The sequence below is a fragment of the Rhizobium sp. SU303 genome (assembly GCF_021052345.1).
Taxonomy (GTDB): Bacteria; Pseudomonadota; Alphaproteobacteria; order Rhizobiales; family Rhizobiaceae; genus Rhizobium; species Rhizobium laguerreae.
In genome coordinates this window covers 4,110,570-4,133,078 of the sequence record NZ_CP088095.1, presented here as the reverse complement: position 1 = coordinate 4,133,078, position 22,509 = coordinate 4,110,570, and the positions used below count along the sequence as shown (strand labels likewise).

Sequence of the window (22,509 nt, the reverse complement as noted above, 5' to 3'; positions counted from 1 at the left end):
CAGGGTGGGTCTTCCATACCGCAGCGCACAGTGTCGCAGACCTGCGACAGCATCGGGTGGCGATTGCTCAGGAGCGGAACCTTTACCGTGATCAGTGGAGATCGAGCTTATTCATCTTCCTGTGCAGCGTGGCGCGGCTGATGCCGAGCGCGATCGCCGCCTGCGAGACATTGCCACTGGCGCGCGACAGCGCCCGCAAGAGTGCCGCCTTCTCTGCCTCGACGATCTCGTCCTGCTGGGAGACGCCAGCCTCGTGCAGGGCATCGGCCGCCGGAATGCCGGCGGCGATACGTTTGTCGTCGAGCTGCAGCGCGATCCGGGCGGCGCGCGTCGCACCGAGCACCAGATCGTGCCTGTCGACGGCCAGCAGGGCGGCGGCGGAATTGGCGCCGGCCGGGACCATCAGGAAACGGGCGCCTGTAAAGGTCGAGCGGAAAAGGTTGAGCTCGATGCGCATCGCCGCATCGCGCACGGTCTGCGTCAGGATCGCCAGCGTCATCTCGTTGACGTCTTCACGGCATGTGGAGATGTCGAGGGCTGCTGCCACCCGCCCACGATGATCGCGGATCGGCGCCGTCGTGCAGCTGAGGCTGGTATTCGAGCAGAAGAAATGCTGGTCGCGGAAAATGGCGACGGCACGCTCGTCGGCAAGTGCGGTGCCGATGCCGTTGGTGCCGATGCTGGCCTCGGTCCAGATCGAGCCGGTCCAGAGGCCGAGTTCTCGGAATTCCTTGTCGTCGCCGGCAGCCCCCCGGCGCTCCAGCGCGATGCCGTTCTTGTCGGTCAGGAGCAGGCAGCAGCCGGCCCTGCCAACGGTGGTAAAGAGACGATCGAGCTCTTCCGTCGCGCTGGCAATCAGCTGTTCGGACTGCTCGCGCGCACGGTGGAATTCCTGGTCGGTGAGGCGCAGTGGAGCCCGCTGGTCCTCGGGGGCGAGCTGGTGCATGGTCATGCACCGCCGCCATGAGGCGACAACAGGAGAACTGGCTGCCGCAGAATCGCGCTGGGCAGACGTGTAGACGTGCTCGGCATGCGCTGAGTGTTCGTGCATCGGCTCCTCCCACCGAAGTTCAGCATAGTCTGATGGAAAAGCGGCCGGTTTGCAATTGCACGTGTCGCCGGCCATCCTCCCCTTCGCCTCAAGCGATCAGGGCACAATGCTGAAAAGTGTCAGCGATCTTTGCACGACATCATCCGCCATTTCATTGATCTAGATCCGGTTCGAGATCATCGGCATCGACCGTGACAGCCAGGCTTCGATACCACGCGCTGCCGCACGGCCGGTCGCCAGGCAGGCGGTGAGGAGATAACCGCCGGTCGGCGCTTCCCAGTCGAGCATTTCGCCGGCGACGAAGGTGCCCGGCAGTGCCTTCAACATGTAGTTGTCGTCGATGCTGCTCCAGCGGATGCCGCCGGCCGAGGAGATCGCCTCGGCGATCGGCCGGGTTTCGATCACCGGCACCGGCAGCGCCTTGATCATGCCGGCGAGACGTTCGGGATCGGTGCGGTCGCGCTCGAGAGTAAGTTCGCGCAGCAGCGCCGCCTTGACGCCGTCGAGGCCGGCGCCCTTGCGCAGGCGGTTTGAAAAGCTCGATTTGGCGTCCTGCCGGGCAAGGTCGCGGCTCAGCCTGGCGATGGTGCGGCCGGGTGCGAGGTCGAGCGTCAGGACGGCGCTGCCATGGTTCAGCAGCCGATCGCGCAACGCGGCCGTATGGGTATAGACGAGGCTACCTTCGATGCCGCTGCCGGTGATGACGAATTCCCCGGGAAAAGTACCGGCCTCGGATGTTGCGGTGACTGATTTTACCGGCTCGCCGGCAAAACGCCCGCTGAAGTTCCCGCTCCATCCGACGACGAAGCCGCAATTGGCGGGTTGAAAAGTGTCAATATCCACACCCCTGCCGGCCAGCCAAGGCACCCAGGCAGCATCGGAGCCGAGGCGTGGCCAGCTGGCTCCGCCGAGCGCCAGCAGGGCTGCGTCGCAATGGACGATGCTGCGCCCTTCGGGAGTTTCGAAAACATAGCCGTCTTCTGCAAAACCGGTCCAGCGGTGGCGGGTGCGCAGTGTGGCGCCCTGTGCCTCCAGCCGCTTGAGCCAGGCGCGCAGCAAAGGCGAGGCCTTCATCACCTTCGGGAAAACCCGCCCGGACGAGCCGACGAAGGTTTCAGTACCGAGCCCTGCTGCCCAATCCCTGATATCATCGGGGGTAAAGGCATCAAGAGCGGGGCGCAGACGGGGGGAGGCCGCTCCGAAGCGCGTGGTGAAACGGGCATAATCCTCGGAATGGGTGATGTTGAGACCGGACTTGCCCGCAAGCAAGAACTTGCGGGCAAAGGTCGGCATGGCGTCGTAGACCGTCACCGCATGTCCGCAACGGGACAGCAGTTCGGCAGCCGCGAGACCCGCCGGGCCGCCGCCGATGATCGCAATCCGCTTCTGGTTCATTGATGTCTTCGCCCGATTCTCTCTGTATGCAGTTTTGGCGCGGGCGCGGACCGCCTGCAAGGGCAGAGATCAGTGGTGCGGATGCGTGCACTGGCCGTGGTCGGCGAGCACCTCGATGACGCGGCATTGGTCGACGCGGCCGTGGCCGCAGCCTTCCACCATGGTTTCCAGCTCGGCCTTCAGCGCCATCAGGCTGCGGATGCGCTGCTCGACCTCGATGAGGCGGGCCTTGGCGATGGCGTCGGCCGAGGCGCAGGACTGGTGCGGATCGTCCTGCAGGGTGAGCAGCGTGCGGATCGCGTCGATCTCGAAACCGAGTTCGCGGGCGTGGCGGATGAAGGCGAGACGGCTGATATCGGCAGGCTCGAAGGAGCGCTGGTTGCCCTCGCTACGGCTCGGGGCCGCGAGCAGGCCGATGCTTTCATAATAACGCACCGTCGGCACCTTGACGCCGCTCTGGCGGGCAGCTTCACCAATGGTGATCTTTTTCATGATTTTCCTCTTGCACCTCTAGTCGCTAGAGGATGTAGGAGGGATGCTTCTATTTGACAAGGAAGCGGATCATGGCTGAGAGCGAGACACGATACCGGGTTGGCGGCATGGATTGCGCCTCCTGCGCAACCAAGATCGATACGGCGGTCAGACGCTTGACGGGTGTCGCCGATGTTTCCGTTTCGGTGATGGCGGGCACGATGACCGTCCGCCACGATGGCAGCAGCGATCTCAAGGCGATCGAGAAGAAGGTGACCGGGCTCGGCTATTCCGTCGCGCCGTTTGCCGGAACCGCTGCGCCTGCGCATACCCAGGGCGCGCAGCATCGTCACGACCATGGACATGATCACCGCGATCACGCGGGCCATGACCACGATCATCCTCACGATCATGGCGAGAAGGAAATCGAGGGGCTGCACGGACACGACCATGCGCCGATGGCCGGTCCCTGGTGGCAGAGCAGGAAGGGCCGGCTGACCATCCTTTCGGGTGCAGCACTCGTTGCCGCCTATACCGTCGGCCATCTCGTGCCGACGATCGCGTCCTATGCCTTCATCGTCGCCGTGCTGATCGGGCTGGTGCCGATCGCGCGGCGCGCCATCATGGCCGCCTTCTCCGGAACACCGTTTTCGATCGAGATGCTGATGACGATCGCCGCCATCGGCGCCGTCATCATCAATGCCGGCGAAGAGGCGGCAACCGTCGTGTTCCTGTTCCTCGTCGGCGAGTTGCTGGAGGGGGTGGCGGCGGGCAAGGCGCGCGAAAGTATCCAGTCGCTGACGGCCTTGGTGCCGAAGAATGCGCTGCTCGAAGACAATGGCCAGACGCGGGAAGTGCCGGCGGAAAGCCTTGCTGTCGGCGCCATTATCATGGTTCGCCCTGGCGACCGTATCTCTGCAGACGGCATCATCATCTCAGGCGAGAGTGCGATCGACGAGGCGCCGGTGACGGGCGAGAGCACGCCGGTGCGCAAGGGCGTCGATGCCGTCGTTTTCGCCGGCACGGTGAATGGCGATGCGGTGTTGAGGGTTCGCGTCACCGCCGCCGCTGCCGACAATACCATCGCCCGCGTCGTCAAGCTGGTGGAGGAGGCACAGGAATCGAAGGCGCCGACCGAACGCTTCATCGATCGGTTCTCGCGCTATTACACGCCCGGCGTGCTCGTGGTCGCAGCACTCGTCGCGGTCGTTCCGCCGCTGCTGTTCGCCGGCCCCTGGGGCGAATGGGTCTATAAGGGCCTTGCCATCCTTTTGATCGGCTGCCCCTGTGCGCTTGTCATCTCGACTCCGGCGGCAATCGCCGCTTCGCTTTCGGCAGGTGCGCGGCGCGGGCTGTTGATGAAGGGCGGCGCGGTGCTGGAAACGCTCGGCAAGGTGACGATGGTCGCCTTCGACAAGACAGGCACGCTGACGGAAGGCAGGCCTCAGGTTACCGATATCATCTCCTTCGGATTGAGCGGGGCGCAGGTGCTGTCGCGCGCGGCGGTACTGGAGCAGGGCTCCAGCCATCCGCTGGCGCTGGCGATCCTCAACCGCGCCAAGTCAGACGGCGTTCCTGTGCCGCCGGCCTTCGAACTGGAAGCGCTGCCGGGCAAGGGCGTCAGCGGCAAAGTCGGCGGCGAGGCGCTGGACCTGCTGTCGCCGCCTGCCGCCCGTGAGCGCGGGGCACTCAGTGCTGAACAGGATGCACGCATCGCGGCGCTGAACGACGAGGGCAAGAGCGTGTCGGTGCTGCTCGTCAATGGTGTTGCGGCCGGCCTGATCGCCATGCGCGACGAGCCGCGCGAGGATGCCGAGGCCGGGCTCGCCGCCCTCAAATCAGCAGGCGTCAAGGCTATGATGTTGACGGGCGACAACAAGCGGACGGCAGCAGCCGTTGCCGGCATGCTCGGCATCGACTGGCGCGGCGAGATGATGCCGGAGGACAAGCAGCGGGTCGTCGGCGAATTGAAGCGCGAAGGCTTCATCGTCGCCAAGGTCGGCGACGGCATCAACGATGCCCCGGCACTGGCAGCGGCCGATATCGGCATCGCCATGGGCGGCGGCACCGATGTGGCGCTGGAGACGGCGGATGCGGCCGTGTTGCACGGACGTGTCGGCGACGTGGCGCGAATGATCGAACTTTCCAAACGCACGATGCGCAACATCCTGCAGAACATCACCATCGCACTCGGGCTGAAGGCGGTGTTTCTGGTGACGACGATCATCGGGATCACCGGGCTTTGGCCGGCGATCCTCGCCGATACCGGCGCCACCGTGCTGGTGACGATCAACGCGCTGCGGCTGCTTCGGATAAAGATATAACATTCCTGACTTCCTCCCTCCGGCGTTCGTCACCGGGGGATGTCCTATCGACGATTCGGGCCTGATCTTGAATCGAAAATCGCGGGACCGGCCATAGGGTCGGCTCTCTTCGTCGAGGCTTTCTCCACAGCCTGCTTTCCTTAAGCTTTCGTTATCCATGTTTTTCACAGGAACGTAGCGATTTCAAACCTGTCGTAACGCAATGCACAAACCATCCGTTGACGCGAATTTGGATTGGCGTACTATATCTAGTGTTCGAGGTTCCATCGATTCGTAGGGATCGATGGCTAAGACGGGAATTCGGTGCGTTTCGCCATCATGGCGCGGCAATGCCGGAGCTGCCCCCGCAACTGTAAGCGGCGAGCAACTGTCCGATTTCAGGTCACTGGAGCATGATGCTCCGGGAAGGCTGGGCAGGCGCTTTGACCCGTGAGCCAGGAGACCTGCCTCGAGCGAAACGTCCACGGGCGGGGTGTCCGGAAGATTGCGTTGCATGGCTGCGGGGAATCTCCGCATCGCGTTTCGCAGGCCCGAACCTCCGCCGCCGAAACCTTCGTATTGAGCCACTTCGGGGTGAAGTCATGTCAGTATCTCAGTTCAGGCCGCCACCCGTGCTAGGTAGAGGGCGGAGTATGCCCAGCGGCTAAACAGCCGCATCGCTCAAATCATCAGAGAATTTTTCGACGGCTATCGACAGATTTCCGATCGATGTCCTGCGCCCAAACACGTCGTCACGAGGAATATCATGTCCATTACCGTTTACAGCAAGCCTGCCTGCGTCCAGTGCACTGCCACGTACCGCGCTCTGGACCGCCTGGGTGTCGATTATGACATCATCGATATCTCGCAGGATGCCGAAGCGCTCGATCGCGTCCGCAGCCTCGGCTACATGCAGGCGCCTGTCGTCATCGCCGGCGAGCAGCATTGGGCGGGCTTCCGTCCCGACATGATCAGCGCGCTCTCCTGAGCTGAGGACAGACGATGGGGCTGATCGTCTATTATTCCAGCCGATCCGAGAATACCCATCGGTTCGTCGCCAAGCTCGGACTGCGCGCGGCGCGCATTCCGCCAATTGGCGCAGACGCGTTCCAAATTCGCGAACCCTTCGTGCTTGTTGTGCCGACCTATAGCGGCGACGGCGGCAAGGGTGCCGTTCCCAAGCAGGTGATCCGTTTCCTCAACGATGCGGAAAACCGAGGACACATCCGCGGCGTGATCGCGGCGGGCAACAGCAATTTCGGCGAGACATACGGGCTCGCGGGCGACGTCATCTCGCGGAAATGCCAAGTGCCTTATCTCTACAGGTTCGAGCTGCTGGGCACGGAAGACGACGTCGCCAACGTCAAACACGGAATGGAACGGTTTTGGACACGGGAACAACTCTGACGCGGGATGCGGGCGCAAAACCGCATAACACTTTTGCTCATCCCGCCGGCGAACGCCCTTTGAAAGCGGCGGAAGCGCTCGACTACCACGCGCTGAATGCGATGCTGAACCTCTATGACGATGAGGGGCGGATCCAGCTCGACAAGGATCGAATGGCTGCCAAGCAGTATTTCCTGCAGCATGTGAACCAGAACACGGTGTTCTTTCACAATCTCCGGGAAAAGCTCGATTACCTCGTGACCGAGGGCTATTACGAGCAGGAGGTTCTCGACCAGTATTCCTTCAATTTCGTGCGGGATCTGTTCGACCAAGCCTATGCCAAGAAATTCCGCTTCCCGACCTTCCTCGGCGCCTTCAAATATTACACCAGCTATACGCTGAAGACCTTCGACGGAAAGCGCTATCTCGAACGCTACGAGGACCGTATCTGCATGGTGGCGCTGGCGCTGGCACGCGGCGACGAGGGCCTTGCCCGGGACATGGTCGACGAGATCATTTCCGGCCGTTTCCAGCCGGCGACGCCGACTTTCCTCAATGCCGGCAAGAGGCAGCGCGGCGAACTGGTTTCCTGCTTCCTGTTGCGTGTCGAGGACAATATGGAATCGATCGGCCGGTCGATCAATTCGGCGCTGCAATTGTCGAAGCGCGGCGGCGGCGTGGCGCTTTCGCTGACGAATATCCGCGAGGCGGGCGCGCCGATCAAGCATATCGAGAACCAGTCCTCGGGGATCATCCCTGTCATGAAGCTACTCGAAGACAGTTTCTCCTATGCCAACCAGCTCGGCGCGCGGCAGGGGGCGGGGGCCGTCTATCTCAATGCCCATCACCCTGACATCATGCGCTTTCTCGACACCAAGCGCGAAAATGCCGACGAGAAGATCCGCATCAAAACGCTGTCGCTCGGTGTCGTCGTGCCCGACATCACCTTCGAACTCGCCAAGAACAATGAGGACATGTACCTGTTCTCGCCCTATGACGTGGAGCGCGTCTATGGCGTGCCCTTCACCGAGATTTCGGTGACGGAAAAGTATCGCGAAATGGCTGATGATGCCCGCATCTCCAAGAAGAAGATCAAGGCGCGCGAATTCTTCCAGGTGCTTGCTGAAATCCAATTCGAGAGCGGCTACCCCTACATCATGTTCGAGGACACGGTGAACCGGGCGAACCCGATCGCCGGGCGTATTTCGATGAGCAATCTATGCTCGGAAATCCTGCAGGTGAGCGAGGCGAGCGAATATAATGACGACCTTTCCTACAAACATCTCGGCAAGGATATTTCCTGCAATCTCGGCTCGCTGAATATCGCGGCGGCAATGGATTCGGCCGATTTCGGCAAGACGATCGAGACCTCGATCCAGGCCCTGACGGCCGTTTCCGACATGAGTCACATTTCCTCGGTTCCCTCGATCGAGAAGGGCAATGACGAGAGCCATGCAATCGGACTCGGCCAGATGAACCTGCACGGCTATCTCGCCCGCGAACGCATCTTCTACGGCTCCGAGGAAGGCGTCGATTTCACCAACATCTATTTCTATACGGTGACCTACCACGCGATCCGCGCCTCGAATCTTTTGGCGGTCGAACGCGGCACAAGCTTCAAGGGCTTCGAGAACTCGAAATATGCCTCCGGCGAATATTTCGACAAATATACGGAGCAGCGCTGGGAGCCGGCGACGGAGACGGTGAGGGCGCTGTTCGAGACGTCAGGCATTCACATTCCGACGCAGGAAGATTGGGTGGCGTTGAAGAAGGCGGTGATGGCCTCCGGCCTCTATAACCAGAACCTGCAGGCGGTGCCGCCGACAGGCTCGATCTCTTATATCAACCACTCGACCTCCTCGATCCATCCGATCGTCTCGAAGATCGAGATCCGCAAGGAAGGCAAGATCGGCCGTGTCTATTATCCGGCGCCGTTCATGACCAACGACAATCTCGACTATTATCAGGATGCCTACGAGATCGGGCCGGAGAAGATCATCGACACCTATGCGGCGGCGACCCAGCATGTCGACCAAGGCCTGTCTCTGACCTTGTTCTTCCGTGATACGGCAACGACGCGTGACATCAACAAGGCGCAGATCCATGCCTGGAAGAAGGGCATCAAGACGATCTACTACATCCGCCTGCGCCAGATGGCGCTGTCCGGCACCGAGGTGCAGGGCTGCGTGTCTTGTACGCTGTGATTTGATATCGGGCCTCGAGCCAGAAGCCCCCTCACCCTAACCCTCTCCCCGCTGGGGAGAGGGGACTTGGTTGGGGATGACGCTGCCACCAGTCTCTTCTCCCCAGCGGGGAGAAGGTGCCGGCAGGCGGATGAGGGGGCGCCCAGACATATTCCTCAAGAGGGACCACCTAATGAACATGCAAATCAAACCCGCTTGCCGCGTGCGCGCCATCAACTGGAACCGCATCGAGGACGACAAGGATCTCGAAGTCTGGAACCGGCTCACCGGCAATTTCTGGCTGCCGGAAAAGGTGCCGCTCTCCAACGACATTCCCTCCTGGGCGACGCTGACGCCGGTCGAGCAGCAGCTGACCATCCGCGTCTTTACCGGATTGACGCTGCTCGATACGATCCAGAATGGCGTCGGTTCCATCCGGCTGATGGAGGATGCGGTGACGCAGCATGAGGAGGCGGTGCTTTCCAACATCTCCTTCATGGAGGCGGTGCATGCGCGCTCCTATTCCTCGATCTTCTCGACGCTGTGCTCGACGCCCGATGTCGATGATGCCTATCGCTGGTCGGAGGAGAACGAATTCCTGCAGCGGAAATCAGCGCTGATCATGGAGCAATATCGCTCCGGCGATCCGTTGAAGAAGAAGGTTGCGAGCGTCTTCCTCGAAAGCTTCCTGTTCTATTCCGGCTTCTACCTGCCGATGTACTGGTCGAGCCGGGCCAAGCTGACCAACACGGCCGACATGATCCGGTTGATCATCCGCGATGAGGCTGTGCACGGCTATTATATCGGCTACAAATTCCAGCGCGGGCTGGAACGCCTCGGCGACGAGCGGAAGCAGGAGATCAAGGATTTCGCCTTCGATCTGCTGCTCGAGCTCTATGACAACGAGGCGAAATATACCGAAGCGCTCTATGACGGTGTCGGGCTGACCGAGGACGTCAAGAAATTCCTGCATTACAATGCCAACAAGGCGCTGATGAACCTCGGCTATGAGGCGCTGTTCCCGGCAGAGGCTTGCAAGGTCAATCCGGCGATCCTGTCAGCGCTTTCGCCGAATGCCGATGAGAACCACGACTTCTTCTCCGGCTCCGGTTCCTCCTATGTGATCGGCAAGGCTGTCGCGACCGAGGACGAGGACTGGGATTTCTGAGGCTTGATCGCTGTCTGCCTCTTATCATTTGCTCTCTCATCGCCCACATTCAGCGGAAACTAAATTTGGTCCTCGCCGATGATGTGGCGTAGCGGGAGTTTTTGATGCAATCCTTTTCGAACAAGGCCGATATTGCGGACGAAGGCGTGTGGCCGATCCGCAGAAGACGGATTCTCGACTGGCTGGTTAACGAGACGCGCGGTGAGCGGTTCATCGACAATATCCTGGTGGACATGTGCGAGAAGCTGCTGGCGGCAGGGGTGCCGGTGGCGCGGGCGACATTGCATTTCAGGACGAACCATCCGCAATGGGTCGGTGCCCGCATCCTCTGGAAAGAAGGCCTGGCGGAGGCGAAGATCGACACATTTGCCTATGGTATCGAAAACACGCCGGAGTTTCTGAACAGTCCCGTCAACGCCATCCATCAGGGTTCGGAGGAGGTGCGCAAACAGCTGGAAGGCACAACCGATGGCGACGAGGATTCATTCTATCAGGAACTGCGCGATGACGGCCTTATGGAGTATATCGCCTGGCCCCTCGAGCATACATTCGGCAAGCGGCACGTCGTGACATTTTCCACCAGCCGCCCGGGCGGTTTTACCAGCGAGCATGTCGATTTCCTGCGCGACCTGCTGCCGGCATTAACTCTCGTCAGCGAAATCCGGCTGAAGAACATCATGGCGCGCACGCTGCTGCAGACCTATGTGGGACCGCATGCGAGCGAACAGATCCTGTCGGGCGTCACGACCCGCGGCAGCGGCGCGACCGTTGGCGCGGCGATCATGATCTGCGACCTGCGCGACTTTACCGCAATCTCCGATCTCTGGCCGCGCGACGATGTCATCCATCTGCTCAACGACTATTTCGATGCCATGTCCGACCCGATCGAACGGCACGGCGGAGAGATCCTGAAGTTCATGGGCGACGGATTGCTGGCGATCTTTCCGTTAGCCAAGGAAACCGCCTGCCTCGATCTGCTGCAGGCGATCCGCGAAGGGCAGACATCGATGGCTGAGCTCAACGAGCAGCACGTGCGCATGGGGCGCGAACCGCTGCGTTATGGCGTCGGCGTGCATGTCGGCGACGTCATGTACGGCAATATCGGCTCGCGCCGGCGGCTGGATTTCACTGTCATCGGCCCGGCGGTCAATGTCGCCTCGCGGCTGGAAAGCCTGACCAAGGAGGTCAAGCGTCCGGTGCTCCTATCACGAGCCTTCGTCGAAATGGCGGGCTGCGCGCAAGACATGGACAGCCTCGGCACCTTCCCGCTGCGCGGGCTTGGAGAGCCCGTCGATGTTTTCGCCTTTCCGGAGCGTATTGCTGCATAATTTTCAGTGCAGGCGGACTCATACGCCTCGTTTGTTTCCCCAGAGCAGCACGTGCAATTGCGGCAGTACGCGGACTGCAAACCATTTGTCGGCCGTCACCCTTTCGACAAGCCAGTGCATCCGATCCATCACGCCGTCGATATCAATGCGCGCATCGCCGTCTTCGGGCGGCGGCGGCGTATGATTGCCCGGCTGTAGGAACAAGGGAATTTGCGGATAGCGCTGACCCGCCTGCTGGGCGAATGCGTAGTCGGGTTCGTCGAAGACGACGATCTTCAATGCGACCTCCGGTCCGCCGGCCGCCAGTTGAAGACAGGTATCGATCTGGTCCCAATCCGTCAGCATTCCGCTCGATGGCGGTTTGGGGCTGACGACCAGGATGTCGAGATCGCGAAACCAGCCCTGGGCTATGCTTCCCTGTGTTTCCAGGGCAAAGCGGTATCCTTGGGAATGGCCGAGTTCGATCAGCGGTCCTAAGGGCTGTATCGCCGGATTGCCTCCGGAAAGGGAAACCGTCAGCGGCTTTCCCCTGGAGAGCTTCATGACCTCGTGCCAGATTGCCTCAGGGGACATGGGAATCCATTGATCCCGGAACGCGCTGTCGACCGCGTGAAGGCTGTCGCACCAGGAACACCTGTAGTCACAGCCGCCTGTCCTCACGAACACCGTCGGCAGCCCGATCAAGGCGCCTTCACCCTGTATGGTCGGGCCAAAGATCTCGCTGACGCGAATGGTTCCACCACTCACGGCCTGTACTCCGCCCAGGTTTTCGGCGTCTCGCTGACGCGAACGGACGATGTCTCCGGGAAGCGCTGCTTGCACCAGTCGTAGAAGTGCCTTGCCAGGAATTCGGAGGTGACTTTCGAATGACCGAAGACGTCGTTCAGGTGACGATGATCGAAAGTTTCGTCGATATAGCGCTTGAGCGGCGAGAGGTCGTGATAGTCACGAACGAAGCCGTCGTCATTCAGGCTTTCCGCAGCCAGTTCGACGACGACGATGTAGTTGTGACCGTGGAGCCGGGCACATTGATGTTCCGCCGGCAGGTGATCCAATTGATGGGAGGCGGAGAGATGAAACTCCTTGGTGATGCGGTACATCAACGCACCTCCGTGGCCGAGTATCGCGACACGGCCGCCTTCCAGAAATCCCGGTCTTCGTACTCCGTGGGATCGGGAACGCCGGCAAGATCGAACGCTTCGCGACGTTCGACGCAGGTACCGCAGCGCCCACAGTGGAGCTTGCCGCCTTTGTAGCAGGACCAGGTTTCCGAGAATGGCGTGCCGTGTTTTTCGCCGTCAACCACGATCGCCGCTTTGGAAACATCGACATAGGGTGCAAGCAGTTTCACGCTGGCATAACCATCCAGCGCTTCGTTCTGCATGCACTGGAAGGCATCGATGAAGCCCGGCCGGCAGTCCGGGTAGATGAAGTGGTCGCCGCCATGCACGGCGACGGCAACGGCATCTGCTTTTTGCGCAGCAGCCAGACCGAACGCGATTGCCAGCATGATGGCGTTGCGGTTGGGCACCACGGTGGCCTTCATGGTCTCCTGGGCGTAGTGGCCATCCGGAACCTCGACATTGTCGGTCAGGGCCGATCCACTGAGATGACCGCCGATGCCGGCGATGTCGATGATATGATGGGGAACGGAGAGCCGAGCGGCACAGCTGGCGGCGAAGTCGAGTTCCTTGCGATGCCGTTGGCCGTAGTCGAAGGAGACGAGACCGACAAGCTGTTTTTCCGCTGCTACCTTGTGGGCAAGCGTAACGGAGTCCAGTCCGCCGGAGCAGACGACGATGGTTTTCATATTTTGGATCCCTTGTTTTGACCGGGTGGGCTGCGACCGGATTACGCGATGCTTCTAGGACAAAACACACGCCATGCAAACAGTTTTAAAACGTCGGCCATCACAGCCGGGCGGCTACCCGACCGGAAAGTTGATCTGCGGTGACAGCAGGAGCTGCAGATCCTCGGCCTCCGGATTGCTGCCGTGGTTCCGTTAGCAATCCAAAAATTCATATGAAATTCAAGCAGATGTCCTAGTAGTCATATTTTTCTCGGGAGTCGAGAAAGGACTTGACGACAGAAGGCTTATAACGCTTTAAATTGTTAACCGCGCGGAGGAGCGCGGCCGCATGTTGACTACTGCAAGGTGGTAAACATCGGGCGGCGGGGAGGGTCCTGCCGCCGATTTTCAATGGGAGGAAATTCATGCGCAAGTTTTTGAGCTCGGCAGCTGTTGCTGTCGTGATGATGGCTGGCCTCAGTGCGGCCCAAGCTGCTGACGTCAAGGAAGTGCAGATGCTGCACTGGTGGACGTCTGGTGGTGAGGCTGCGGCGCTGAACGTCTTGAAGGAGGATCTTTCGAAGGAAGGTTTTGCCTGGAAGGACGTGCCGGTTGCCGGCGGTGGCGGCGATGCGGCGATGACGGCGCTGAAGGCGATGGTGGCGGCCGGCACCTATCCGACAGCCTCGCAGATGCTGGGCTATACCGTGCTCGATTATGCCGAGGCCGGCGTCATGGGCGACCTGACGGAGACGGCCAAGAAGGAAGGCTGGGACAAGTCGGTTCCGGCGGCACTGCAGAAGTTCTCGGTCTATGACGGCAAGTGGGTTGCTGCCCCGGTCAACGTCCACTCGGTCAACTGGCTGTGGATCAACAAGGCTGTGATGGACAAGATCGGCGGCACTGAGCCGAAGACCTTCGAGGATCTGATCGCCCTGCTCGACAAGGCCAAGGCTGCCGGCGTCATCCCGCTGGCGCTTGGCGGCCAGAATTGGCAGGAAGCGACGATGTTTGATTCCATCGTGCTGTCGACCGGCGGGCCGGAGTTCTACAAGAAGGCCTTCAACGATCTCGACGAGGAATCGCTGAAGTCGGAGACGATGAAGAAGTCCTTCGACAATCTGGCGACGATCATCAAATATGTCGACCCGAACTTCTCAGGCCGCGACTGGAACCTGGCGACCGCCATGGTCATCAAGGGGGACGCGCTGGTGCAGGTGATGGGCGACTGGGCCAAGGGCGAATTCGTCGCCGCCAAGAAGACGCCGGACACCGACTTCCTGTGCTACCGCTTCCCCGGCACCGACGGCAGCGTGGTCTACAACTCCGACATGTTCGGCATGTTCAACGTTCCAGACGACCGCAAGGCGGCCCAGGTGGCGTTGGCGACGGCAACGCTGTCGAAGAGCTTCCAGTCGGCCTTCAACGTCGTCAAGGGTTCGGTGCCGGCCCGCACCGACGTTCCCGATACCGATTTCGACGCCTGCGGCAAGAAGGGCATCGCCGACCTGAAGGCAGCGAACGAAGGCGGCACGCTGTTCGGCTCGCTGGCCCAAGGCTACGGTGCACCGCCGGCGATCGCCAATGCCTATAAGGATGTCGTCTCGAAGTTCGTCCACGGCCAGATCAAGACCTCCGACGAAGCCGTCAAGCAGCTCGTCCAGGCGATCGACGACGCCCGCTGAGACCACTGTCGACTAAAAATGCTTCCCCGCGTGCTCCGCGGGGGAGCTTCAGGCTCCGCGCCGATCATGCAGGGATGATCATGCCCGGACAATGAGAGCCGATCATGCCCGATATCATGCGGGGCCGATTGCGGGAAGGAGATGACATTCCATGAGCACCGTTGCGACCACCGATCCGGTTCTGACGCCGAGGCAATCGACGGGGATCTCGTTGAGGGGCCGGCTGCAGGATGCGCTGCCGAAGATCGTGCTGGCGCCGAGCTTCGTCATCACCATCATCTTCGTCTACGGCTTCATCGTCTGGACGGCCTATCTCTCCTTCACCAATTCCAAGACCTTTCCCTCCTATGCGCTGACCGGCGCGCGCGCCTATCAGCGGCTGTGGCGCTGGACCTTCGAGAGCGATCCGCCGTCCTCCTGGTATACCTCGATCACCAACATGGCGATCTTCGGCTTCCTCTATGTCGGCATCTGCCTGGCGCTCGGTCTGTTCCTCGCCATCCTGCTCGACCAGAAGATCCGCGGCGAGAGCGTGTTGCGGCCGATCTTCCTCTATCCGATGGCGCTGTCCTTCATTGTGACAGGCGTTGCCTGGAAATGGTTCCTCGATCCCGGCCTCGGCCTGGAACAGACGCTGCACCACTTCGGCTGGACGAGCTTCCACTTCGACTGGATCAAGAACAAGGACTTCGTCATCTACACCGTCGTCATCGCCGGTGTCTGGCAGGCGTCCGGCTTCGTCATGGCGATGTTCCTGGCGGGCCTGCGCGGCATCGACGGCGAGATCATGAAGGCCGCCCAGATCGATGGCGCCTCACCATTCCAGCTCTATCGGCGCATCGTCATTCCGCTGCTGCGGCCGATCTTTCTGTCCGCCTTCATCGTGCTCGCCCATATGGCGATCAAGTCCTATGACCTGGTGGTGGCGCTGACCTCGGGCGGCCCGGGCGGTTCGGCCTGGCTGCCGTCCAACTTCATGTATGAATACACCTTCAAGCGCAACGAAATGGCCGTCGGCTCGGCCAGCGCCATCATCATGCTGATGACGATCTCGGCGATCATCGTTCCCTATCTCTATTCCGAACTGAAGGAGAAGGCGCGATGAGTGCGATCATCTCACCGACAGCCGACAGGGCGCAGAACAACAACAATACCCGCTGGATCGGCCGCACCGTCATCTACGGCCTGCTGCTGATCTTCGCCGTCCTCTATCTGATGCCGCTCTTCGTCATGCTGACGACCTCGTTCAAGACCATGGACGAGATCCAGAACGGCAACATGCTGGCGCTGCCGCAATCGCCGACCTTCGATCCCTGGATCAAGGCCTGGGGCGAGACCTGCGTCGGGCTGACCTGCGCCGGTATCAAGGGCTACTTCTGGAACTCGATTAAGATGGTGGTGCCGGCTGTGGCAATCTCCACCATCATGGGGGCGCTGAACGGTTATGTGCTGACCAAATGGCGCTTTCCCGGCCACACACTGGTGTTCGGGCTGATGCTGTTTGCCTGCTTCATTCCGTTCCAGTCGGTGCTGTTGCCGATGGCAACGATCCTCGGCAGTCTCGGCCGCTTCGGCATGACGCTGCAGAACGCCACGGGCTTCAACTTCGGCTTCGGCAATCCGACGGTCAATCTGGTCTTCGTGCATGTCGTCTATGGCTTGGGCTTCACCACGCTGTTCTTCCGCAATTTCTACGAGGCCTTTCCGACCGAGCTGGTCAGGGCCGCCCAGGTCGATGGCGCCAGCTTCTTCCAGATCTTCCGCCGCATCATGCTGCCGAACTCGCTGCCGATCATCGTCGTCACGGTGATCTACCAGTTCACCAATATCTGGAACGACTTCCTGTTTGCCTCGGCTTACGCCGGCACCGGGGAATCCATGCCGATGACGGTGGCGCTGAACAATGTCGTCAACACCTCGACGGGCGTCGTCGAATACAATGTCAATATGGCGGCTGCGATGATCGCCGCCGTGCCGACGCTCATCGTCTATATCCTCGCCGGCCGCTACTTCGTGCGCGGTCTGATGGCGGGCGCTGTCAAAGGGTAATCCATGGCCTTCCTCGAAATCTCCGGTCTCAAAAAGCGCTTCGGCGCCGTCGACATTCTCAAGGGGATCGACCTCGAACTCGAAAAGGGCGGCTTTCTCGTGCTGGTCGGCCCGTCCGGCTGCGGCAAGTCCACCCTGCTCAACACCATTGCCGGGCTGGAGACGATCACCTCTGGCGATATCAGGATCGACGGGCGCGACATCAGCGGCCTGCATCCTTCGAAGCGCGACATCGCCATGGTGTTCCAGTCCTATGCGCTCTACCCGAACATGACGGTGGCGGGCAACATCGCCTTCGGCATGGAGATCCGCGGCGTGCCGAAGGAGGAGCGTGCCAGGGCGATCGCCCAGGTCTCCGACATGCTGCAGATCGGCCATCTGCTCGACCGCAAGCCGAGCCAGCTTTCCGGCGGCCAGCGCCAGCGTGTCGCCATGGGGAGGGCGCTGGTGCGCAATCCGCAGGTCTTCCTGTTCGACGAGCCGCTCTCCAATCTCGATGCCAAGCTGCGGGTCGACATGCGCACCGAGATCAAGCGGCTGCATCAGCGCATGGGCACCACCTTCGTCTATGTCACCCACGACCAGATCGAGGCGATGACGCTGGCGACCAAGATCGCCGTGCTCAAGGACGGCGTGCTGCAGCAGTTCGGCACGCCGGCCGAGATCTATAACAGCCCTTCCAACATCTTCGTTGCCGACTTCATGGGATCGCCGGCGATGAACCTCTTGAACGCCACCGTCGAAAACGGCGCCGGCGGGCTGGAAGTCTCGCTGGAGCGGCCGAATGCCGCCCCGCTGAGGCTCCCGGTCGTCTCAGGCAATAACGGCCTGACTGCCTATACCGGCAAGCAGGTGATCTTCGGCATCCGGCCGGAGGCGCTGACCGATCCCGATGGCGCCGACCGCAAGGCGCGCTCGCTGACTGAGGGCGACTGCCTGATCGAGGTGGTGGAACCTGCCGGCTCCGACACCTTCGCCGTCACCAAGCTCGGCGGCAAATCCGTCGTCGCCCGCCTGCGCGCCGATACCGGCATCGCTCCAGGACAAAACACCCGCCTCGCATTCAATCTCGACAAGGCCGTCTTCTTCGATCCCGATAGCCAGGCACGGATCGCTTGACGACCGTTAGAGCGCCGCGCGTCTCTAAAGACGCGCTAAGGACGCTCTAACACTTTGAGTTTGCGCATAATTCCTTTCCGAAAATCGATTTCGATTTTCGGGGTTATGCGCTAGGCAGCCGTCACGCCGAGCGTCACCGGCGCGAAACGCGTGGAAACCGCTTCGACGGTGATCTCGCCGGTGAACCCCGTCGCCTCCAGCCAGAAACCGGCGGTGCCGCCCTGCAGCGGCACGTTGGTCGGGCCGACGACCCTTGCCGGGCCGTGCACCTTCAGCGAAATGCTGTCGTTCATGAAGGGCAGGCGCTGGCCGCACTGGTCGAGGGCGCGGATGATGACGCGCGTGCTGTCGCGTTCGCGGGCTTTCAACGTGGGGCTATCGGCAACCACTTCCAGGGTCGTCGGCAATGGATCGGCCGCCAGCGTCAGGCTGGCCACCGGCTCGCCGCCGATATAACCGGTGAAGGTGCCGTCGATCCATTCGAGACCCCAGGTGCCAAGCTCGTCGGCAGTGAAATGACGATGGTCGAGCACGACGGGCGGATGTGGCAGATGCGGGTAGTTCTCGCGGTCCGGACCGATGCGCTTGCTGAGCACGCCATATTGCAGCTCCACCTCGTCGCAGTTGGTCAGAATGATCAGCGGCAGCACGCCGCCGATATTGCGTTCGCCGCGCGCCCAGAAGGTCACCGGCTTCATGACGATCTCCTCGGAAGGGTCGCACTGGCTGATATAGGCATAGGCCGCGAATTTCGGCTCGCGGAACATGTCCATGACGCCGTGATAGCAGATGCGGTCGCCGGAGCCGAAATCCTTGTGGGTGTTGTAATCGAACATGCACCAGCCGATGGCGCCGGAGATATCGGGATCGCCATAGGCGGCATTCAGCACTTCCAGGTGCCGGCGCACATGCTCGGCCTGACGCTGCTCCTGGTCATAAATCTTCGTCGGGTGCATGTGGCCGTTGAACTCGGTGATGAGGTACGGCACCTTGTGCGACAGTCCGGTATTTTCCTGCTGGGCGCGCAGCGCGGTGCGCGGGCGGTTGGCGCCCGGCAGCTCTTCATTGCCGAGGATGAAGTCGTTCATCGTGTAGACGTCTTCGAGCAGCTCGCTCTCGGTGAGATAACGCACGCCGCCGGTCTGGCGGGTGCTGTCGAGTTCACGGGCGAGGCGATTGGTCTCGGCGTAGAAATCGTGATTATCCTGCGACTCGTTGATGCGCACGCCCCAGATGATGATCGAGGGATGGTTCCAGTCGCGCTCGATCATGCGGCGGACGTTCTCGATCGATTCCTGCTGCCATTCGGCATCGCCGATATGCTGCCAGCCGGGGATCTCCTCGAAAACCAGCAGACCGATTGCGTCGCATCGGTCGAGGAACCATTTCGACTGCGGATAATGCGAGGTGCGGACGATATTGCACTTCAGCACCGTCTTCATGATGTCGGCGTCGCGCTCCTGGGCGGAGCGGCCGGCGGCATAACCGACATAGGGGAAGGCCTGATGACGGTTGAGGCCGCGCAGCTTCAGCGGTTTGGCGTTGAGGAGAAACCCTTCCGGCGTGAATTCGGCGGTGCGGAAGCCGAACCTAGTCGAGACACGGTCGGAGCCGTGTTCGGTCCTGAGCTCGACGGTGACGTCATAGAGCGTGGGATCGGCGATGTCCCAGAGGGCGATGCCGGTGAGGCCGCCAAAGGAGAGCGTGGTGCGGCTGCCGATCGTTTCGGTCGCGGCAGTGGCGACCACCGTGCCGTCGGCCTGTTTCAGCGTGGCGGTGACGGTCGCCGAGAAGTTGCGGCCCTCGGGGTTGGCGATGTCGACGCGTATGGTCGCCGATTTCTCCGGGCGAAGAACGTCAGTGGTTTCGATCTTGAGATTGCGGATCGAGACCGGGTCGGTGACCTTCAGCCAGACGTCGCGGTAGATGCCGGCATAGGTCAGATAATCGATGCGGCCGCCGAAAGGCGGAATGTCGGGGTTCTCGCTGCCGTCGATCTTGACGGTGACGAGGTTCTCGCCCTTGACGAGCTTGCCGGTGAGGCGGGCCTCGAAGGGAGTGTAGCCGTCCTTATGGGCAATGATTTCTTCGCCGTTCAGGTAGACGACGCTGTCAGCCATGGCGGCGTCGAAGACGAGCGAGACCTCGCGGCCCTCGAATTCCGGCAGCCAGCGCAGCACCTTCTGATAGGTGAAGGCGCGCTGATAGCTGGTCTCGTCGAAATAGCTGAAGGGCAGTTCGACGGCGGTATGCGGCAGGCTGACCGACTTGGCCGCATCGAAAGCTTCGAGCAAACGCTGGCCGAAGCCCTCGTGAAAACTCCAGCCTTCGTTGAAGGAAACGACGGAACGCATTTCAGGCTCTCCCGGTTACGGCATCAGGGATGGTGCGGCGCCATTCGGCGCGTGAAAATTGAGTCATGGTATTCCTCCTTGATGCAATGGGTGCGAGCTGTCAGGCGGTTGAGCCCCAGCGGGCGGTGCAGGTGAGCGTGATGCTGTGCGGACCTTCGATCTCGGCGTCATGGCGTTCGATCAATTCGACGACGGCATCGATGAAGGCGACGTGGTCGAGGCTTAGCGTGGTGAGGTCGTTGCAATCCCAGGCAGCCATGGCAATACCGTCCTGGCCGACGATGGCGATATCATCAGGCGTGTTCTTGCCGAGTACCCGGCGGGCCGCATCGCGTGCGCCGATTGCCATGACGTCGTTGCCGCAGATGATGGCATCGACCTTATCCCGGTGCAGCAGGAGCACGGCTTCCTTGAAGCCGGACTCATAGGAGTAGTCACCGAAGGCCTGTGCCTCGAACGCAAAGCCGCGCTTGGCCAACGCATCGGCGAACCATTTGCGCCTGAGCTTGTCGATCCAGCTTGAATTGGTGCCGGAGAGGTAGGCGAAACGCTTTTTGCCGTCGCGGACGATCTTGTCGATGATCTCGTTGGCGGCCTCAACGCCGTCAATGCGGATGCTGGAGACGTTTTCGTTGTCGAGCGGCTCGAAGGAGACGATGATCGGCTTCGTCGTGTGGAAGATATCGACGGCATCCTGCATCGACACCATGTCGGAGAAGACCACGACGTGATCGACCTGATAGGTGGAGGCAAGGCGCATCAACTGCAGCCGGTCGGAATGATCGGCACAGCAGAGGATGATCGGCAGCAATTGTCTCGCCTGCAGACGGTGGACGAGAAGCTGCTGCTCCTCGGCCTCGCAAGGGTTGCCGATCGCATTGACGACCAGGGCGACGAGGCGCGAGCGCTGATTGTTCAGCGAGCGGGCGATCGCGTTCGGCTGGTAGCCATGTTCACGGGCGACGGCGAGGATGCGGTCGCGCGTGGCGCTGCCGATGCGTGAATCCGGCGAGAAGGCGCGGGAAATGGTGGCGGACGAGACGCCGGCGAGTTTCGCCAGTTCCTTCGAGGTGATCCGCCGTCTGCTCATACCGCTCATCTTCGGCGCCTATTGGGCGACGATCCTGACGGAAGCGCCGTCGGCCGCTGCCGATTCCTTAATTGCATCCCATAGCCTAGCGAATCTGAGGCCCATTTCAACGGAGCCGGAGTTTTCCATCTTTCCCTCGCGAATGGCGAGGAAATTCTTCATCGGATTACCGAGAATCTCAGCTTCCTCGCGCGGCTCGGCTGTGCGGCCGACATTGATCTCGCGCCAGCCGCCCCAGGCGTCGATGCGGACGATCGCCTTCGAATAGAAGAAGGTGATGTAGGAGGCGCAGCCCGGAGGTCCTTCGCCGGCGGCCGTCAATGTCGCCAGCGCGCCGTTTTTCAGGCGGGCGGAGACGGCCGTGGTGATATCGACCTGTCTGCCGTGGTTGTTCATATAGGCCGACACGCTGTCGAAATCGGAATTGGCGAGCAGGCAGACCGTGTTCATCATATGGGCGCCGGTATCGAACATGAAGCCGCCACCGGAGATATCAGGCTGCTGCTTCCAGTGGCCGTCGTAGTTGGACGACCAGCTTTCCCAGATCATGCCCGATATGGCGATCAACTCGCCGAACTCGCCGGTGAGAGCCCGCCGGCGCGTGTCGAGCACCAGCGGCGACAGGCCGCCCTGGAAGGCGGTGACGATGGTGACGCCACTCTTTTTCTGCGCGGCGATCAGCCTCTCGGCTTCAGCGACTGTCGTCACCATCGGCTTTTCCAGGAAGAGGTCGAGGCCGCCCTCGGCGACGGCGGTTGCCTGCTCGGCGTGGAAGGCATGCGGGGTGGAGACGTAGACGATATCGAGTTCGCCCCGGCATTCGGCAAGCATCTGGCGATAATCCTCGAAGCCCTTCGGTTCGGGTGTGCCGGCGGCCAGGCAGACGTCGATCAGGCGCTGGCGCGACGCCGCCGTGGTGTCGGCAAGTGCGGCAAATTCGATCTCCGGCATCTTGACCCAGCTCTCGGCATATTCCGCCGCCTTCAAGCCGGCGCCGATGACGCCGAGGCGCAATTTCCTAGTCATGAAAATTCCTCCCCGAATATGTTGTGCACACGATTACACAAACAGCATGACAATGGCAATATCTAAATAAGCAAGTAATATCAGTAAATTAAAGCTCTTGTTCGAATCTTTT

General features: G+C 61.2%; 19 protein-coding genes and 1 riboswitch. Of the genes, 10 read left to right on the top strand and 9 right to left on the bottom strand.

The annotated features are described in order from the left end of the window. Positions 1-91: 91 nt before the first annotated feature. From RlegSU303_RS20390 to RlegSU303_RS20380, 3 genes are all read right to left on the bottom strand, one after another. The gene (locus RlegSU303_RS20390) at positions 92-1,051 is read right to left on the bottom strand and encodes a helix-turn-helix domain-containing protein (RefSeq protein WP_017962240.1); all 960 of its coding nucleotides are present in this window, start codon (positions 1,049-1,051) and stop codon (positions 92-94) included. A gap of 159 nt (positions 1,052-1,210) precedes the next feature. Next, complete coding sequence (locus RlegSU303_RS20385; protein ID WP_017962238.1) at positions 1,211-2,446, bottom strand: TIGR03862 family flavoprotein; 1,236 nt, start codon at positions 2,444-2,446, stop codon at positions 1,211-1,213. A gap of 69 nt (positions 2,447-2,515) precedes the next feature. After that, complete coding sequence (locus tag RlegSU303_RS20380; protein ID WP_012759112.1) at positions 2,516-2,938, bottom strand: MerR family transcriptional regulator; 423 nt, start codon at positions 2,936-2,938, stop codon at positions 2,516-2,518. 71 nt (positions 2,939-3,009) lie between these two features. Here RlegSU303_RS20380 and RlegSU303_RS20375 point away from each other — a divergent pair, with 71 nt between their 5' ends. From RlegSU303_RS20375 to RlegSU303_RS20350, 6 genes are all read left to right on the top strand, one after another. Beyond that, the gene (locus RlegSU303_RS20375; RefSeq protein ID WP_017962236.1) at positions 3,010-5,241 is read left to right on the top strand and encodes a heavy metal translocating P-type ATPase; all 2,232 of its coding nucleotides are present in this window, start codon (positions 3,010-3,012) and stop codon (positions 5,239-5,241) included. 241 nt (positions 5,242-5,482) lie between these two features. Continuing rightward, positions 5,483-5,706, top strand: a riboswitch (cobalamin riboswitch). 280 nt (positions 5,707-5,986) lie between these two features. Next, positions 5,987-6,208: a glutaredoxin-like protein NrdH gene (gene nrdH, locus RlegSU303_RS20370; protein WP_017962235.1), complete on the top strand. Its 222-nt coding sequence runs from the start codon at positions 5,987-5,989 to the stop codon at positions 6,206-6,208. Between the two features lie 14 nt (positions 6,209-6,222). Beyond that, a complete protein-coding gene (gene nrdI, locus RlegSU303_RS20365; RefSeq protein ID WP_017962234.1) occupies positions 6,223-6,627 on the top strand; it encodes a class Ib ribonucleoside-diphosphate reductase assembly flavoprotein NrdI in 405 nt (134 codons plus the stop codon). After that, positions 6,606-8,810 carry a class 1b ribonucleoside-diphosphate reductase subunit alpha gene (gene nrdE, locus RlegSU303_RS20360; RefSeq protein WP_131718776.1) on the top strand — a complete coding sequence of 735 codons (2,205 nt, stop codon included), beginning with the start codon at positions 6,606-6,608 and terminating at the stop codon, positions 8,808-8,810. The genes nrdI and nrdE overlap by 22 nt, the downstream gene beginning before the upstream one ends. A 172-nt stretch (positions 8,811-8,982) precedes the next feature. Further along, complete coding sequence (nrdF, locus tag RlegSU303_RS20355; RefSeq protein ID WP_131718777.1) at positions 8,983-9,957, top strand: class 1b ribonucleoside-diphosphate reductase subunit beta; 975 nt, start codon at positions 8,983-8,985, stop codon at positions 9,955-9,957. A 104-nt stretch (positions 9,958-10,061) separates the two neighbouring features. Further along, on the top strand, positions 10,062-11,285 hold the full coding sequence (locus tag RlegSU303_RS20350) for an adenylate/guanylate cyclase domain-containing protein (RefSeq protein WP_094087351.1): 1,224 nt from the start codon (positions 10,062-10,064) through the stop codon (positions 11,283-11,285). 18 nt (positions 11,286-11,303) lie between these two features. Here RlegSU303_RS20350 and queE read toward each other — a convergent pair whose 3' ends face one another. From queE to queC, 3 genes are read right to left on the bottom strand one after another with little or no spacing between them, the layout of a single operon-like run. Next, positions 11,304-12,032, bottom strand: coding sequence for a 7-carboxy-7-deazaguanine synthase QueE (gene queE / locus RlegSU303_RS20345; protein WP_131624423.1), 729 nt, complete (start codon positions 12,030-12,032; stop codon positions 11,304-11,306). After that, a complete protein-coding gene (queD, locus tag RlegSU303_RS20340; protein WP_025396142.1) occupies positions 12,029-12,385 on the bottom strand; it encodes a 6-carboxytetrahydropterin synthase QueD in 357 nt (118 codons plus the stop codon). Before queD ends, queE begins: the two co-directional genes overlap by 4 nt. Then, entirely contained in the window at positions 12,385-13,095 is a 711-nt protein-coding gene (gene queC / locus RlegSU303_RS20335) for a 7-cyano-7-deazaguanine synthase QueC (protein ID WP_017962228.1), read from the bottom strand. The genes queD and queC overlap by 1 nt, the downstream gene beginning before the upstream one ends. Before the next feature lie 404 nt (positions 13,096-13,499). Between queC and RlegSU303_RS20330 the strand changes: the two genes are divergently transcribed. From RlegSU303_RS20330 to RlegSU303_RS20315, 4 genes are all read left to right on the top strand, one after another. Then, complete coding sequence (locus RlegSU303_RS20330; RefSeq protein ID WP_131718778.1) at positions 13,500-14,759, top strand: ABC transporter substrate-binding protein; 1,260 nt, start codon at positions 13,500-13,502, stop codon at positions 14,757-14,759. 151 nt (positions 14,760-14,910) lie between these two features. Continuing rightward, positions 14,911-15,864 (top strand): carbohydrate ABC transporter permease, encoded by a 954-nt coding sequence (locus RlegSU303_RS20325; protein WP_017960063.1) that lies wholly within the window; start codon positions 14,911-14,913, stop codon positions 15,862-15,864. Beyond that, positions 15,861-16,808, top strand: a complete 948-nt coding sequence (locus RlegSU303_RS20320) for a carbohydrate ABC transporter permease (protein ID WP_131710449.1) — start codon at positions 15,861-15,863, stop codon at positions 16,806-16,808. The genes RlegSU303_RS20325 and RlegSU303_RS20320 overlap by 4 nt, the downstream gene beginning before the upstream one ends. A 3-nt stretch (positions 16,809-16,811) precedes the next feature. Continuing rightward, the gene (locus tag RlegSU303_RS20315; protein WP_131718779.1) at positions 16,812-17,927 is read left to right on the top strand and encodes an ABC transporter ATP-binding protein; all 1,116 of its coding nucleotides are present in this window, start codon (positions 16,812-16,814) and stop codon (positions 17,925-17,927) included. A 110-nt stretch (positions 17,928-18,037) separates the two neighbouring features. Here the strand turns inward: RlegSU303_RS20315 and RlegSU303_RS20310 are convergent, their stop codons facing one another. The 3 genes from RlegSU303_RS20310 to RlegSU303_RS20300 all read right to left on the bottom strand — a co-directional run bounded on the left by RlegSU303_RS20310 (position 18,038) and on the right by RlegSU303_RS20300 (position 22,397). Further along, positions 18,038-20,281: a glycoside hydrolase family 2 protein gene (locus RlegSU303_RS20310; protein ID WP_131623663.1), complete on the bottom strand. Its 2,244-nt coding sequence runs from the start codon at positions 20,279-20,281 to the stop codon at positions 18,038-18,040. A gap of 100 nt (positions 20,282-20,381) precedes the next feature. Beyond that, on the bottom strand, positions 20,382-21,380 hold the full coding sequence (locus tag RlegSU303_RS20305; protein WP_017962223.1) for a LacI family DNA-binding transcriptional regulator: 999 nt from the start codon (positions 21,378-21,380) through the stop codon (positions 20,382-20,384). Positions 21,381-21,389: 9 nt separating this feature from the next. Then, positions 21,390-22,397 (bottom strand): Gfo/Idh/MocA family protein, encoded by a 1,008-nt coding sequence (locus RlegSU303_RS20300; RefSeq protein WP_131710230.1) that lies wholly within the window; start codon positions 22,395-22,397, stop codon positions 21,390-21,392. Between the last annotated feature and the right edge of the window lie 112 nt (positions 22,398-22,509).